This is a genomic window from Paenisporosarcina sp. (assembly GCF_049671445.1).
Classification (GTDB): Bacteria; Bacillota; Bacilli; order Bacillales_A; family Planococcaceae; genus Paenisporosarcina.
This window is the reverse complement of sequence record NZ_JBATUX010000022.1, coordinates 57325-72671: the sequence shown is the minus strand read 5'-3', so window position 1 is coordinate 72671 and position 15347 is coordinate 57325. Positions and strand designations below refer to the sequence as shown.

Annotated in this window: 15 protein-coding genes; 13 read left to right on the top strand and 2 right to left on the bottom strand. The window is 35.6% G+C overall.

Annotated elements, in window-relative coordinates:
- Positions 1-79 precede the first annotated feature (79 nt).
- On the bottom strand, positions 80-598 hold the full coding sequence (locus WBG45_RS03315; protein WP_424412370.1) for a DUF3231 family protein: 519 nt from the start codon (positions 596-598) through the stop codon (positions 80-82).
- A gap of 164 nt (positions 599-762) precedes the next feature.
- Here WBG45_RS03315 and WBG45_RS03310 point away from each other — a divergent pair, with 164 nt between their 5' ends.
- The 10 genes from WBG45_RS03310 to WBG45_RS03265 all read left to right on the top strand — a co-directional run bounded on the left by WBG45_RS03310 (position 763) and on the right by WBG45_RS03265 (position 10145).
- Positions 763-999: a WGxxGxxG family protein gene (locus WBG45_RS03310; protein ID WP_424412369.1), complete on the top strand. Its 237-nt coding sequence runs from the start codon at positions 763-765 to the stop codon at positions 997-999.
- Between the two features lie 119 nt (positions 1000-1118).
- A complete protein-coding gene (locus tag WBG45_RS03305) occupies positions 1119-1310 on the top strand; it encodes a hypothetical protein (protein WP_424412368.1) in 192 nt (63 codons plus the stop codon).
- Positions 1311-1405: 95 nt separating this feature from the next.
- Positions 1406-3358, top strand: a complete 1953-nt coding sequence (locus tag WBG45_RS03300) for a GTP-binding protein (protein WP_424412367.1) — start codon at positions 1406-1408, stop codon at positions 3356-3358.
- A 36-nt stretch (positions 3359-3394) separates the two neighbouring features.
- Entirely contained in the window at positions 3395-4009 is a 615-nt protein-coding gene (locus WBG45_RS03295) for an SAM-dependent methyltransferase (protein ID WP_424412366.1), read from the top strand.
- A 442-nt stretch (positions 4010-4451) separates the two neighbouring features.
- Positions 4452-4742: a hypothetical protein gene (locus WBG45_RS03290; RefSeq protein ID WP_424412365.1), complete on the top strand. Its 291-nt coding sequence runs from the start codon at positions 4452-4454 to the stop codon at positions 4740-4742.
- Between the two features lie 258 nt (positions 4743-5000).
- Positions 5001-6227 (top strand): dicarboxylate/amino acid:cation symporter, encoded by a 1227-nt coding sequence (locus tag WBG45_RS03285; RefSeq protein WP_424412364.1) that lies wholly within the window; start codon positions 5001-5003, stop codon positions 6225-6227.
- A gap of 865 nt (positions 6228-7092) precedes the next feature.
- Positions 7093-7857 carry a GTP cyclohydrolase II gene (locus WBG45_RS03280; protein WP_424412363.1) on the top strand — a complete coding sequence of 255 codons (765 nt, stop codon included), beginning with the start codon at positions 7093-7095 and terminating at the stop codon, positions 7855-7857.
- Positions 7850-8944 (top strand): bifunctional diaminohydroxyphosphoribosylaminopyrimidine deaminase/5-amino-6-(5-phosphoribosylamino)uracil reductase RibD, encoded by a 1095-nt coding sequence (gene ribD / locus WBG45_RS03275; RefSeq protein ID WP_424412362.1) that lies wholly within the window; start codon positions 7850-7852, stop codon positions 8942-8944. Before WBG45_RS03280 ends, ribD begins: the two co-directional genes overlap by 8 nt.
- Before the next feature lie 22 nt (positions 8945-8966).
- Complete coding sequence (locus WBG45_RS03270; RefSeq protein WP_424412372.1) at positions 8967-9530, top strand: 5' nucleotidase, NT5C type; 564 nt, start codon at positions 8967-8969, stop codon at positions 9528-9530.
- Positions 9531-9704: 174 nt separating this feature from the next.
- Positions 9705-10145, top strand: coding sequence for a HEAT repeat domain-containing protein (locus WBG45_RS03265; protein WP_424412361.1), 441 nt, complete (start codon positions 9705-9707; stop codon positions 10143-10145).
- Positions 10146-10200: 55 nt separating this feature from the next.
- Here WBG45_RS03265 and WBG45_RS03260 read toward each other — a convergent pair whose 3' ends face one another.
- Positions 10201-11124, bottom strand: a complete 924-nt coding sequence (locus WBG45_RS03260) for a S66 peptidase family protein (protein WP_424412360.1) — start codon at positions 11122-11124, stop codon at positions 10201-10203.
- A gap of 164 nt (positions 11125-11288) precedes the next feature.
- On the opposite strand from WBG45_RS03260, the gene WBG45_RS03255 reads away from it, so the two are divergent.
- From WBG45_RS03255 to WBG45_RS03245, 3 genes are all read left to right on the top strand, one after another.
- Positions 11289-12485 carry a class I SAM-dependent rRNA methyltransferase gene (locus tag WBG45_RS03255; RefSeq protein ID WP_424412359.1) on the top strand — a complete coding sequence of 399 codons (1197 nt, stop codon included), beginning with the start codon at positions 11289-11291 and terminating at the stop codon, positions 12483-12485.
- Between the two features lie 195 nt (positions 12486-12680).
- Positions 12681-13793: a GGDEF domain-containing protein gene (locus tag WBG45_RS03250; protein WP_424412358.1), complete on the top strand. Its 1113-nt coding sequence runs from the start codon at positions 12681-12683 to the stop codon at positions 13791-13793.
- A 211-nt stretch (positions 13794-14004) separates the two neighbouring features.
- Positions 14005-15300, top strand: coding sequence for an ATP-binding protein (locus tag WBG45_RS03245; RefSeq protein WP_424412357.1), 1296 nt, complete (start codon positions 14005-14007; stop codon positions 15298-15300).
- Positions 15301-15347: the final 47 nt, after the last annotated feature.

The window sequence follows — 15347 nt, the reverse complement described above, 5'->3', positions numbered from 1 at the left end:
ATAAATGGTTATCTTTAAAAGCACTAAATAAAGAAAAGAATCCAGCAATTGCGGGATTCTTTTCTTTTCATTATTTTTATTAATGAACTGAAGCTAATTGTGGTGCTACATGTAAAGGAGGGGGAATAAGCCATGCTTTTTCTTTGTTAAGTTTAAGCAATTTCGCTCCAAATTGAGCTTTATTCATGTGGAAATGACCGAACATTAAGCCAATATCTTCTCGAATCGATTGACCTATCATTTGACTACAGGCAACCAAACCAGCCGCTCCATTTACTGACAGAATTGCACTTATTTCTGGATCCATAAATCTTGCGCCAACAGGAATTTCTTCCGCTGAAGCAACTGGTCGATCTGGTAGAGCTGGAGGAAGAGCAACTCCATTTGCCTTAAGTAATTCGGAAGCTTGTTTATTTTCATCTTTCATCATTCTTACCGCATCTTCAAGCATCATTTTCAGATCTTTATCTCCCACATGATTAATGAAGGCTTGATAAATACTTAAAAGTCCATTATTTGCAGTAATGAATGACCAAACTCCAAATACTTCACCATCATGCATTGGCTCGTCTTTCGGATTTCCACTTAAAATACCCAAATTATCTCTCCTCTACATGTTGTTTGCAATTCGTAAAAACGAATTACAAATTGTATTATGTGCTTACATTTCTTCTCTATGTACACATAGGACACTTTTCGTTAAAACGTATGATATTCACTATCTTGAACATAATAAGTCAGACTAATTAAGGAGGAATTAATATGGCGAAAAAAGTACTTGCACTAATATTTGCCCTAACATTTTCATTTACAGTAATCTCATCTGCTAATGCTGCTTATGCTGCTGATACCAATGACGGTAATGATAATAATAATAACGACGTAGCTGCTGACACAGCAACTGACGACGATGATGATGATATGGAATGGGGCTGGATTGGGTTATTAGGATTAGCTGGTCTTATGGGAATGAAGAGACGAGACGACCGAAAAGATTAATAAAACAATGCCTCTGCTCACTTGAGTGGAGGCATTATTTACGACAAAGTGTACTACGTTTATGAAAGACTAAAATTTCGTGCTGAAAAGCATAACAACATACAAAGGAGGCGAATTTAATGGAGAATAATCAACATATCCAGGACGGATTTACAGCATCAGGAACAAATATTGCAGATGTTAAGCGAAATAATGAAAACTCGGGATTAACTTATAATGAAGTGAAAGAAGTACTTGCTAAAAAAACAGGCAACTCAGATGCAGGGAGCTATAGTCAAACAGATATTAAAAACGTACAAAAGAATTCTTAAATTGAGAATACTAGATGAAGCGGGTACCTAATTAGGGTATCCGCTTTTATGTTTGGTAAAATCTAAGATAGTATAAAGGTAAGTGGGGTGGTTGTATGAATAAAATAATTGGTGTATTTGCGCATGTTGATGCAGGAAAAACAACATTCGCAGAGCAAATTCTCTTCCATACAAAAAGTATAAAGAATAGAGGAAGAGTGGATCATAAAGATGCTTTCCTCGACAGTCACGAAATTGAAAGGGAACGAGGCATCACTGTATTTGCTGACCAAGCAACCTTTTCTTATCAGGATACAACCTATTATTTAATTGATAATCCGGGTCACGTAGATTTCTCACCTGAGATGGAGCGTTCTGTTCAGGTCATGGATTATGCCATTGTTATTCTTAGTGCGGTTGAAGGCGTTGAAGGACACACGACGACGATTTGGCAGATGCTTAGAAAACACAATATCCCAACGTTTTTCTTTATAAATAAGACTGATCGGGAAGGTGCAAATGTTACAAATGTCCTTCAAGAAATTCATCAAGAATTTTCATCGGTTATCTTTGATATGACCGATGAATTTCAGCAAGATGAAATGACAGAAAACCTCATTGAATTTTTAGCTGAACGTCATGAAATTCTTTTAGAACAATACATGGATAGTGGTTATCAAAAAGATTTATGGCTATCTACAATGAAAGAATTGATTAAAGAAGGCAAGATTTTTCCGTGTTCGAATGGTTCTGCATTACAAGACATAGGAATTAGCGGTTTTTTGGAAAAATTTCATCTATTGACTGTTACAAATTATTTAAATGAAGACGCATTTTCAGGACGTGTTTATAAAATTCGTCATGATGAAAAAGGAACGAGAATTACTTTTGTAAAATCGTTGAGTGGGACTGTGAGTGTACGAGATGAAGTGTCGTATGGTAATGGAGAAAATAGAAATACGGAAAAAATTACGCAAATTAGAGTGTATAACGGAAATATTTACAAAACAGTTGAGCGTGTTAAAGCTGGTGAGTTATTCGCAGTCATTGGATTGTCAGGTGCATCTACGGGTGATGGATTAGGGACTATACATGAAAAAGCTGTTTATGAAATGGTACCAACCTTAAAGTCTAAAGTAGTTTTTGACTCATCGGTACATATAAAAGAGGCTTTACGATATTTTCAACTATTAGATATAGAAGATCCATCTTTGAATGTCACGTGGGAAGAGCGTTTACAGGAAATTCATATTCATGTAATGGGTACGATTCAATTAGAAATATTGAAACAGATTATAAAAGAGAGGTTTCATATAGAGGTTAGTTTTGAAGAACCGAAAATTTTATATAAAGAATCAATTGACTCAACTGTGAATGGATACGGTCATTTTGAACCGTTGAAACATTATGCTGAAGTGCATCTGAAAATTGAACCTGCTCCAAGAAATAGTGGGATTGCGTTTGAGAATGTGTGTCATGCGAATGACTTATCGATTGGAAACCAAAATTTAGTGCAACACCATCTTTTTGAAAAAACTCATAATGGTTTGTTGACTGGGTCGCCTTTAACGGATATGAAAATCACCTTACTAACAGGACGAGCTGACAATAAACATACATCTGGCGGTGACTTCCGAGAAGCAACATATCGAGCACTCAGACAAGGATTAGAAAAAGCACAAAATCTTGTATTGGAGCCATACTACCGTTTCAAAATAAAAGTTGATTTGGATCAAATGGGAAAGGTATTATCAGATATACAAATCGCTCATGGAACCTTTGATGCTCCAATAACAGAAGGAAATAAAGCACTGTTGACAGGCAAAGTGCCAGTAGCTACTTTCATGAATTATGCGTCTGAACTTGCGTCATTTACACAAGGAAAAGGTGTGCTAAATCTAGTTTTTGGTGGCTATGAAAGATGTCATAATGAACCTGAAGTTATCGAAAGAATTTCTTACAATAAGAATGCAGATTCCGACTATAGCTCTTCATCTGTTTTTTGTGCAAAAGGAAAAGGTTATACAGTTCCTTGGGATCTAGCAGAAGCTGAAATGCATTGCCTATAACATGAAATTATCCAATAATCGAACAGAGGTATTTTTATGAATGATACAGATTATGATCAATTGCTTTATATAAAAACTGTTGGGACGCTAGAAGTTATTAATCAATCCGTTCATTATAATCGTTATGAAGCAACTCCCTATAAGGGACTAGAAGAATTTTTTTCTGAGCACGAGCTTAAAAACACGGATAAAGTTATAGATTTCGGAAGCGGCAAGGGTCGCTTACCTTTTTACATTCATCATCGTTTTCAAACTACCGTTATCGGAATTGAAATGAGTAACAAGCTCTACCGAGAAGCACTCGAAAACTTAGAAGTTTATAAACAGAAAACGAAGCAGAAGAATGATTCAATTACATTTGAGAAGTGTTTTGCACAAGACTATGAAATTAAGTCAAATGACAATGTATTTTATTTTTTTAATCCATTCTCAGTTCAAATTTTTATGAAAGTGGTTGAAAATATTTTACAATCTGTGGATCAGCACGAGCGCAACGTGGATTTGATACTTTACTATCCGACTACCGATTACATCCAGTTTCTTAATGCGAGAACTCCCTTCAAATACTTTAAAGAAGTGAAAGTTTCGGGACTTTATGAACATAATGAAAATGAGAGATTTTTAATATTTCGGTTGTTAGTAAATAATTAAACAATGTGAATAGGCTCATGCGGAACGTGCTGCTAGCGCAAATGTACGATAAACTACAATATAATTTAGAAGAGACTGTTAGCCCGTTATTCCGCTAGAGTTGAGCCGATTCCCATATTAACTATACAATGAAGCTTAATTAAAGCATGCTCTTGATATTGAAGTAAAAATGAAAGAGTACATTTGCACCTAGCATGCGGCAAGAAAGAATATGGGCAAAGGTAGTTTGGTCGTATTCTTTGTGAATAGTAACCGCAGGAGCAACTCTTAGAAAGCGTAAGACCCACAAGTATGTGATTTTCAAACTTGTTGGCTCATTTACGAATAAACAACAATACACTATGCAAATAAATGAGATTAATTTGCACAGTGTATTGCTTAATGAAGATAATGGTAAGATAAAAGGAAGCCAATTTTAAAAAATGAAAAGAGGAAATAAATAATGACTGTAATAAATGAACTTGATGGTGCAAAAGTAATAAAACAAACGAAGAATGACGCTACTCAAAAATTAAGTGTCATGTTTTTCGAAGAAAAAAAAGGTGTAACAATTGAAGTAGCCATAACTGGACTAGCTATAGCAAAGTATGAAGATGAAGAAGAGACTGGGTTGTATTTATTTATGTGCGATAAAGATTGGGCAGTTCAAGATGACCATAAGGTTGAAACTGTTGAAGAAGCTATAGCTTGGGCTGAAAAGAATTTCGACATAACTGAAGAAGACTGGCTATAAAATTACAATTATTAAATATGAAAGAGTTGGTTCCTTCAGTGAACCAACTCTATTTTTTTTTTGCGAAATCAAAATTTTTACATAGTTACTAGTCAAATATGCTCTCTTTACAGGTTTATATTTATCGAATAAAGTGAATACATTCTTATAAACATATTATATGATGACAAACTTCGACAAAGATGACAGTAACTTTTCAATCATCCTTACTGAGTTTCGGTTATTAGTAGGTTAGTCACAAGAAAGAGGGAACAGTTTATGAACTTATCGATTAAAATTATTATCGCACTTGTCTTAGGTGCTATAACAGGAATTATCTTGAATGTATTTGCACCGGATTTGTTTCTGCCTGTAGATAAATACTTTTTCACACCAGTTGGGAAAATATTTATTAATTTAATTACCATGCTCGTTGTACCGATCGTTTTCATCTCCATCGCATTAGGTACTGCTGGTCTTGGAGATCCGAAAAAATTAGGTCGCATTGGTTTAAAAACCATTTCGTACTTTTTAGCGACAACGTCAGTTGCCATTGTTATTGGTTTAGGATTAGCTTACTTATTTGAACCTGGTAACGCAGGTACATTCAATACTACAGGATTAGAATACAGTAGTGAGAAAGCGCCTCCAATTTCAGAAACATTGTTAAACATTATACCAACTAATCCAATTCAATCGTTTGCTGAAGGTAATATGTTGCAAATAATTGTCTTCGCAATTTTTATTGGATTTGCTTTAACTATGCTTGGCACGAAAGTCGAAAAAGTGAAAGATCTTCTTGAACAAGGTAATGATATCATGATGTATCTAGTTAACCTTGTGATGAAATTTGCTCCATATGGTACGTTTGCTCTCCTTGCCTCTGCAATTGGTCAGCAAGGACTGGATGCCATTAAAGCCATGAGCTTGTATATGATTGTTGTCTTATTAGCATTGGTTGTTCATGCAATCGTGACCTATGGTTCCACAATCCTACTGATTGCAAAAAGAAATCCAATTCATTTCTTCAAAGGCTTTGCACCTGCAATGGGCGTTGCTTTTAGTACATCTAGTAGTAATGCGACATTGCCAGTCTCAATGAGTGTTGCACAAAAAAATCTAGGTGTTCCGAAGACAATCTCTAGCTTCGTTCAACCACTAGGAGCTACGATCAATATGGACGGTACAGCCATTATGCAAGGTGTAGCAACCATATTCATCGCTCAAGTGTATGATGTGAATTTATCATTAACCGCTTTAGTGATTGTTGTTTTAACTGCAGTACTTGCTAGTATTGGTACAGCTGGAGTTCCTGGGGTTGGTTTGATCATGCTAGCTATGGTATTAACCTCTGTTGACTTACCGGTTGAAGGTATCGCATTAATTATCGGTATTGATCGTTTACTTGATATGGCTAGAACGGCAGTCAATATAACAGGGGATGCAGCATGTGCAGTTATCGTTGCAGAAACTGAGGAACGTGCTGCTAATAAACTAACTTCTTAAATTTCATATGAACGTTTGATAGGAGTGGTACCAGAAATGGCACCACTCCTTTTTATGTTGAGCTTTTTGGGTGTTACAGCTAGTTAAGTGCAAAATAAATCAAGGTAATCTAAACATTGAGGAGAGGGCTAAGGGACGCAGACAGTAACCAGACCATCCACTTTGTTCTCTAGACCATGATGGAGCAGGTAAAGCGTCCGAAGCGAATGAAAACTAGCTGAATCACCGTAAAGCTCTATTTTTTTGTGGTTATAGTGTTTTTCAGACGTCAACGTCTATTTTTCAGACGTGAATGCCGTTTTTTCAGACGTCAACGCCATTTTTTCAGACGTCAACCTCGAAAAGTCAGACTGAGATTTTCAAGAAGTATGAAAAACCGGATGTTCTGAATCTGAGGTAGTTTATTTTTAGTCTTTTAATTCTCTAAACCATAGTGCAAGGCAGGATGAAAATTTTTTCCAGCGTGATAGTGTGAATGTGTCGCAAAACCCATTCGATTATTAAGAAAGTTCATAAGTTTGATAAACTGAACGTAAGTAAAAGCTAAAGCTACACCAGGTAAATTTCCGTCTAGACACTTTGCTTACTTGACAATATCAAGTTACAAAAATATAATTACTTACATAAAGTAACCTTTAAAAAAGAAACTTTGAAAGCTTTAGTTTTTTTAGATACAAAGTATAAGTTTTTTCAAGCTACACCTTTGAACTTGGCGTAGCTATGTCTAGCTCCAAGCGCCAGCTCTCACCTAAGCTTCAGACCCTTAGGCGAAAGCGGGCTTTCGCATCGGTTCTTCCAGCGCCGGTGTCGAGCTAGACGGCGCTTTGCGCTTTTCTTAATGAGAAATAAAAAAGGGGATATGAACATGAATAAAGTACAAACGGTTTCTAAAGAAGCACTTGCTGTATTAGATGATAAAATTCAATTAATTCAATCGAATCAAGGTTCTATATATCTAGTTGGGCCAATTAAACTACCCATTAATTTGTATGGAGAGACAGTCGTATTTCAATGGTACTGTTGGTTACAAACAAAAGAAGTGAAAGAAGACATCCACCAAATCATCGACAAACTCTCTTCTGCCAACTTAGCAGAACTTCAACAATCAAGTGTTCTCATTTATGGTGACTTTGAACACCAAGAAGATGCACTAATAAGAATGCATTCTATCTGTCATACAGGCGATATCTTTGGAAGTAAAAGATGTGACTGTGGCTTCCAATTAAAAGAATCAATGCAAATGATTGTAGATCATGGAGCAGGTGCTTTATTCTACTTAGCAAACCATGAAGGAAGGGGAATAGGCTTATTTAGTAAAGCAATGGCTTATATTCTTCAAGAAAATGGCTACGACACAGTAGAAGCTAACGAAAGTCTTGGTTTTGTAGATGACTCACGCAACTATGATGATGCCATCCAAGTGTTAAAAGCATTACGTTCTAAGCCAGTAACACTATTGACAAACAATCCTAAAAAACTAGCTGCACTAATTGACGCGGGCCTTCCGATTTCAGGACGGACACCTTTATGGGGAGATGTTTCGGAATTTAACGAGGCATACTTGCAAACAAAAATTAAGCGCTCTGGTCATCTAGAGGCAGAGGCTGAGGGGACTTGTCCAAATGCCTAATCACGAATTTTATATGGAACTGGCTTTGAAAAATGCACAAGCAATGAAAGGGCAAACCGATCCGAACCCTCTTGTGGGTTCTGTTATTGTCAACAATAACCGAATTGTCGGAGTAGGTGCCCATTTGAAGGCTGGAGAGCCACATGCAGAAATTCATGCGATTCGCATGGCAGGAGACAAAGCAAGAGGGGGCACAATCTATGTAACCCTTGAACCTTGTTCTCATCACGGAAGAACGGGACCGTGTGCAGTTGCCATTGTGGAAGCGGGAATAAAAACAGTAGTTATCGCAACGCTTGATCCTAACCCTATTGTTTCAGGGAATGGCGTAAAGATCCTTGAAGAAGCAGGGATTGAAGTTGTCCTCGGCATCCTTGAAGAGCCATCTCGAATAATGAATGAAGTTTTTAACAAGTATATTGTGACAAAGACACCTTTCGTTACATTAAAAGCAGGCATTACATTAGATGGTAAAATTGCATCTCATTCTTCAGATAGTAAGTGGATTACATCTGAGAAGGCTAGACATGATGTCCATCAGTTACGTAATGAAAACATGGCGATTCTTGTCGGTGTAAACACGGTGATTGCTGATAATCCAGAGTTAACTACTAGAATTCCGAATGGCCGTAATCCACTTCGCATTGTGTTGGATTCTACGCTAAAAATATCGTTAGACCGCAAAGTCATTACAGATAGATTGGCTGACACATGGATATTTACAAGTGCGAATTTTGATGCGGAGAAGAAAGCATTGTTAGAAAGTATGGGAATCTCCGTATTTCCTACGACTGGTTTAACGCATGTTAATCCAACAGAAGTCGTGCGCATCCTAGGTGAAAGAGGTATTTCTTCTTTATTAATCGAAGGTGGAGGCACAATTAATGCTGCCTTTTTAGAAAATAAATTAATCGACAAAACGGTTATTTATATTGCTCCAAAATTAATCGGGGGACAACAAGCGCCAACTTTCTTAGAAGGATCGGGTATCGATAAGATGGGCGATGCAGTCGAACTACTGGATGCTGATATTATTAAAATTGGGAAAGATTTTAAGTTTGTTGGTTATCCAAGGTACAAAAATTGATTAAGCAATTGAGGGATATATGATGAAATTTGGTTTTGATATCGATGATACACTTATTAGTCTAAGAGAACATGCTTTTCACATTTACAATAAAAACTTAAAGCAGTCTGTTCCAATGGATGTTTTCCATGAATTAGACAAGGTTGAAATTCATGAAGCATTCGGTCTTACAGCAGAGCAAGGAAAAAATATGTGGAATAACACTTTAGAAGAGATTTATTATACGTCTTGTCCTGCTTACCCAGATGCTGTCGAAACATTGGTAGAACTGAATAAGCAAGGTCATGAGATTTACTATATAACGGCTAGACCTAGTGAACACGGGGAACGCACGAAAAAGTGGATGATCGAACAAGGTTTTCCTGTAAAAGAAGAGAGATTTTTCTATGGAATGAAAGACCAAGATAAAGTGAATATTATTAAAGAGTTAGAGCTGGATTATTATTTTGATGATAAGCCGGATGTTTTGAATACACTTTCAGAGGATTCGCTAAAAGTATACGTCATGAATCAATCGTATAATCAACATTTGACGGTTCCAAGAATTACAAATTGGTCAGAGTTGAAAGAAATAATCAAAGAATAAATTGGATTAAATAGCGGATTCGTAGCTCATCAATTGGTTTGAATAATCTCATTTCATGAAACAACGTATGTGAAGGGTCAGAAAATGGTACAATACTTGGTAAAGGATATTCTGTTCCATGCATGAATGTTTTCTTATCCACATATGGATTTTTATATAAAAGGAGATTGAACTATGACTAACAATGTACAAAATGAGTTACCAGAAAATTACGAGGAACTAAAAAAGGCTGCAAATCGCACGTCAAGTTGGAGAGTGCGTTTTGATGCAGTTGAAGAATTAGGTCAACACAAACACAGCAAAGTAATTGATGTTCTTACAACAAGAATGACAAAAGACCCTGTGTTCAAAATCCAAGAAGCGGCATACAGACAACTTAAAGCTTTTGGTGAAGATGTGACGCCACCAAAGCAAACTAAATTCGATATTATTAAAGGAACTTCTAAAATCTTGTTGCGCATTAAAAAGAGTTTGCCAGCAGATCATACTTATGAAGAGTTTAAAGAGAAGTTCAAAAAAATGAGACTCGATGTATACGATGCGTATGAAGGCGAAAAAGGATCAGACTTTGATAAATGGCTTGAAACTGAGTGGGCTTCTTTATTGAAAAAATAAGCAAGTAAAATCAAAAAACCGAGTGCATACAACTGCAGTCGGTTTTTTTGTGATTTTAAGGACTTACCACTGCTTCGGTAACAGTTAACTTTCTTTCAGTTGTATTCATCCTCACACTTGCTCCAATTGGTATGGCTGCTTTGAATCGGCCGTGTGCTGTGGCTAAATTAGTCATTAATGGTTTACCTAAAGGAACTAGAAATTCATCAATGAGTTCATTGTAATTGACTCCGTAGGCAGGCTCGCAATTGGTGCATTCACCCATAAGTATTCCGATGCAATCTTCAAATTTTCCCGCTAGTTTTAAGTGGCTCAAGTAGCGATACACTGTATTTATTGGTTCATGCGTTTCTTCAAGGCACAAAATCTTTCCTTCTGTATTAATTTCAAAAGAAGTGCCTAATGTACCAACAAAAGAAGTTAAATTCCCACCAACAATTGGACCTGTTACATCTCCAGCAACTTTATTTACTAATGGAATCTCTGGAGGATTAACTATTTCCCAAGGTGCTGTTAAGGCAGAAGTAGCAGCAAAGAATTGATTGAAATTATAAGCGGGTGTTTGAGGGTTGAAGTCTAGTAATAAGAGACTTTGGAAAGTGATTAAATCAGAATACTCATATAGTGCATTTAATAATACGGTAATATCACTGTAGCCAGAAATGATTTTGGGGTTTTTGGAAATCACTGAGAAATCAAGGAATGGAAGAATCCCTGCGACTCCTACTCCTCCTCTAGTTGGTAAAATACAAGACACATCTTTATTCTCAAACATCTTCATTAAATCTGCTGCGCGTTGTTCTGGGGTTCCAGCAAGAAATCCAACAGAATCGTAAACATGATCAGCAACTAGTACACTGAAGCCCATATTTTCTAACGTTGTAATCCCTTGATTGATTACAGTAGCACTTAAAGGACTGCCTAACGTAACAATCCCGATTGTATCGCCAGCTTTAAGTTGCGGAGGCTTTATAGCCATGGCAATAAACTCCTTCCATAAAAACAGACATTCTTACATTGTATGGCTTTTACGCAGTAGAAATTACGGAGCAATAAATGAAATTAGGACTGATAATGTACATCCGTATGATTTTCAGTCAAAACAGGGGTAGAATAGAGAAAAAGAAATGAATGGGTGATTATATGAAAAAAAATATACAGCTTAAAGTGAAATCTAATTATGCTAAAAATATCAAGGCTGGTTATCCTCTAATTATGGAGGAAGCGATTATGAACATGAAGGACGTAAGCGTTGAGGGGACTATTATCGAATTAATTGATGATAAACATCAATTTTTGGGCAAGGGTTACTATGGCAAACAAAACAAAGGTCGAGGATGGGTGTTAAGTCAAAATCAACAAGAAACATTCGATGTCAACTTCTTTGAGAAGAAGCTGAATCTGGCTATAGAACATCGCTCGTCTCTTTTTGAAGATGCTACAACAACTGCTTTCCGTGTTTTTAATGGAGAAGGCGATGGCGTTGGAGGGTTAACGATTGATTATTATGAGGGCTACTATGTCATTAGTTGGTATAGTGAAGGAATTTATCAGTTTAAGAATGAAGTAATCCAAGCATTAACGAATACAGTCAATGTCAAAGGTCTTTATGAAAAGAAACGTTTTGCATCACAAGGCACATACATGGAAGATGATGACTTTATTTCAGGAGAGAAAGCACCTGAGCCTTTACTTGTTAAAGAAAATGATATGAATTTTGCTGTGTATTTAAATGATGGGGCAATGGTTGGTATTTTCTTAGATCAACGAGATGTTCGTAAGACAATACATGATTCGTATTCACAAGGAAAAAATGTGTTGAACACTTTTTCTTATACGGGAGCTTTTTCAGTAGCAGCTGCACTTGGTGGTGCAATCAAAACGACAAGTGTAGATTTAGCCAATCGCAGTAAAAGCAAAACCATAGAGCAGTTTAGCGTAAATGCCATAGATTATGAGGCCCAAGACATTATCGTAGAAGATGTTTTTCATTACTTTAAATATGCCGTTCGTAAAAAATTAACATTTGACTTGGTTATTTTAGATCCTCCAAGTTTTGCACGTTCAAAAAAACATACATTTAGCGCTGGAAAGGACTATCCTGAGTTATTAGTGCAAGCAATATCTATTACAGAGAAAAATGGCATTATCGTCGCGTCATCAAACTGTAGTACGTTTGGAATGGCTAAATTCAAAGGATTTATTGAAAAGGCATTTAAACAAACAGGCGGTAGTTTTGTCATCCGAGAAGAGTTCAGTCTTCCAAATGACTTTAAAACAATCAATGAATATAAAGAAGGTGACTATTTAAAAGTAGTCTTTATTGAAAAGTTATCTTAATCCGAAACCTCATATTAAGAAAATTATAATGTTGAAAATTGTGTTAATTTTTTATTCCTTGGGTATAGAAATATTGGCTTGCCTATTAAAAATTCACATTACTAAAATTTATGATAAATTTGTCTTATAAAAATAAATCTTCAAGATCTTTCCAAGGGGCATGTTAAGTATAGAAACAAGAAGGGGGCAGTAGACATGTTGTATATTAAGGAATATTTGGTTAACTTTTCAGTATTAATCACCATTATTTATTTATCAGGGTTTTTATATAAACAGTTTTTAGTGAATTCAAGTAAAAATTTCATTGAGTTTTCGCTTATTTTGATTGCAATATTAGGTGGTTGGTGCTCGATGTTCTTCGGAATTCATCTAAGTGACTCAGTAATATTTGATTTGCGATTTATTCCTATAATTATTGCAGCAATGTATACACGAAACCCTCTTTACATACTTATGATAGGCATTGGTATAGGCTTGGCTCGATTTACATTCGGAATCAGCGAAGCAGCAATTGCAGGATTTATTACAGTAATCATTCTTTCAATAATCGGAATGATGGTTTATTGGATTTCAAAAAAATGGCATGTATACACAAAAATGCTTGTGGTTGTGTTGGTTATGAATAGCGTTAATAGTTTATCCATTGGTTTTCTCGGCGTGATTCCAATTGCTGACTATTTAAGTGTTATTGTGCCATCCTCTTTACCAATTAATATTATTTTAAGTTTCTTTCTTTTGTGGATGGTCAAGGATTTAAGTGATGAGTATGTTTACAAAACGAACTTGTTAAATTCAGCAAGAAAAGACCCCTTAACACAACTATATAATAGACGTGCATTTAAGCATTATTATGAGTTGTATACATCTAAAAAAAAGGGTGTTCTTCCACTGTCACTTGCCTTTATTGATATTGATCACTTTAAAAAAGTGAATGATGAATATGGACATATTGTTGGTGATGTGGTTTTACAAAAAGTAAGTCAAATTATTTCTAATAACTTGAGAAGTGTTGATATTATTTCACGTTATGGTGGCGAAGAGTTTGTTGTAATTCTTCCTTTTTGTGACAAAGAAAATGTGCAGCGAGTAATAGAAAGAATCCGATATACAACAGAAACACATCCAATTGTGGTGGATGATTTAAATATATCTATCACTTTATCTGCCGGTGTTGCTACATCCCCAGATATTCATGTTAAACAACTACTTGTAAGGGCCGATGAAGCACTATATGCAGCAAAAGAAAATGGCAGAAACCAAGTTGTAGTGGCAAATAATGAGGGAATAATTCAAGGAGTACTTGCTTAAGTAACAGGGAATATAATATTTGTTATCTTAAACTGCCTAGAAAGATTTTATCTTTTTATGGCAGTTTTTAATTTTGATTCAAATTCAATATGTTAACAAGTATGGAGAAGTCTGAAAATGGTGAATAATCAACAAAAATATAAAATAATGATTGTGAAAATGTGATACTACAGTTAATATTTACCTATACATAGAGGGAAGAGGTATCTACGTGCAATCATTAACTGTGCATTTCTTATTTAATCTTGCATTATTAATCGTTTTACTGTTTTTTTGTTTAATGTGGGCAGAGACATCTGGTGGTAAGCGTTTAAACAAAGAAACGGCTAAATTTTATTTTGTTATTTCGTTGATACTCTGTTTTATATTCTCATATCGATTAAATGAAGAAATGCTTTTGGATTTGAGGATTGTTCCATTTATGATCGGTGGCCTATATATGGGGTTGAGTCCGATTTTAGCTCTAGTAATCATTATCATTCGGGGATTTCATGGAATTGATTTAGGTTTTTATTTAGGAGTCGGATTTTATGGAATATTTGGTTTTTTATTATGGTACATGTCTCCTTGGTTTTTAAAACTTACATCGAAGTATCGAATACTTTTTTCGGTTGGTGTCACATGGATGGTTAGTGTGTTAATGGTAGTTGGACTTGAAATTCTAGCCCCCCCCAATCATACTCTTGATGTGTGGTTTGCCTATATCTTGATACCTCCTCTGGGCGTTGCAATGATTTCTTATATCATGGAAGTAATTGAAAAAAATATACTTTTACGTCAACGATTGGTTAAGGCTGAGAAATTGGATGCCGTTGAACAAATGGGTGCAGCTATTTCTCATGAAATTAGAAATCCATTAACATCAGCAATGGGTTTTCTTCAACTTCTAGAAGACGATTTACTGAATGTTGAGAAGAGGAACCAATACCTATCAATTATGAAAGAAGAGTTACAATCAGCCGAGAAAGTGATTCAAGATTATTTAACATTTTCCAAGCCTACGCTGGAATCTATAGAAGTGTTTGAGATTCAAGAACAACTTAACAAAATCATTAAATTACTCCAACCGTCAGCGAACAAAAACTCGGTAAAAGTGATTAGTAATTATTCTTCTCAAAATTTAATAGAAGGGGACTGTCAAAAATTTCATCAATGTTTTGTAAATGTTCTTAAAAATGCGATTGAGTCGATGCCAAATGGTGGGCAATTATCGATATCGACGCTATCAAATTCTTCTCAAGTAATCATTAAGGTTCAAGATACCGGTGTTGGAATGACGAAAGAACAAATAGAACGATTAGGTGAACCCTATTATTCAACAAAAGGAGACAATGGAACGGGTCTCGGTGTAATGGTTGCGCATAGCATTGTAAGAGCGATGAACGGAACAGTTAACGTTAAAAGTAAGGTCGGAGTTGGTACGGAGTTTGCCTTTACTTTTCAATTGTTTTCCCAAAATGAATTAAATCTATCAAATCAAGTTTCTAACAATTCTACAGTCGATTAATAGAAAAAGGCAGTTCCATTTTTAAGGGAACTGCCTTTTTCTTATCG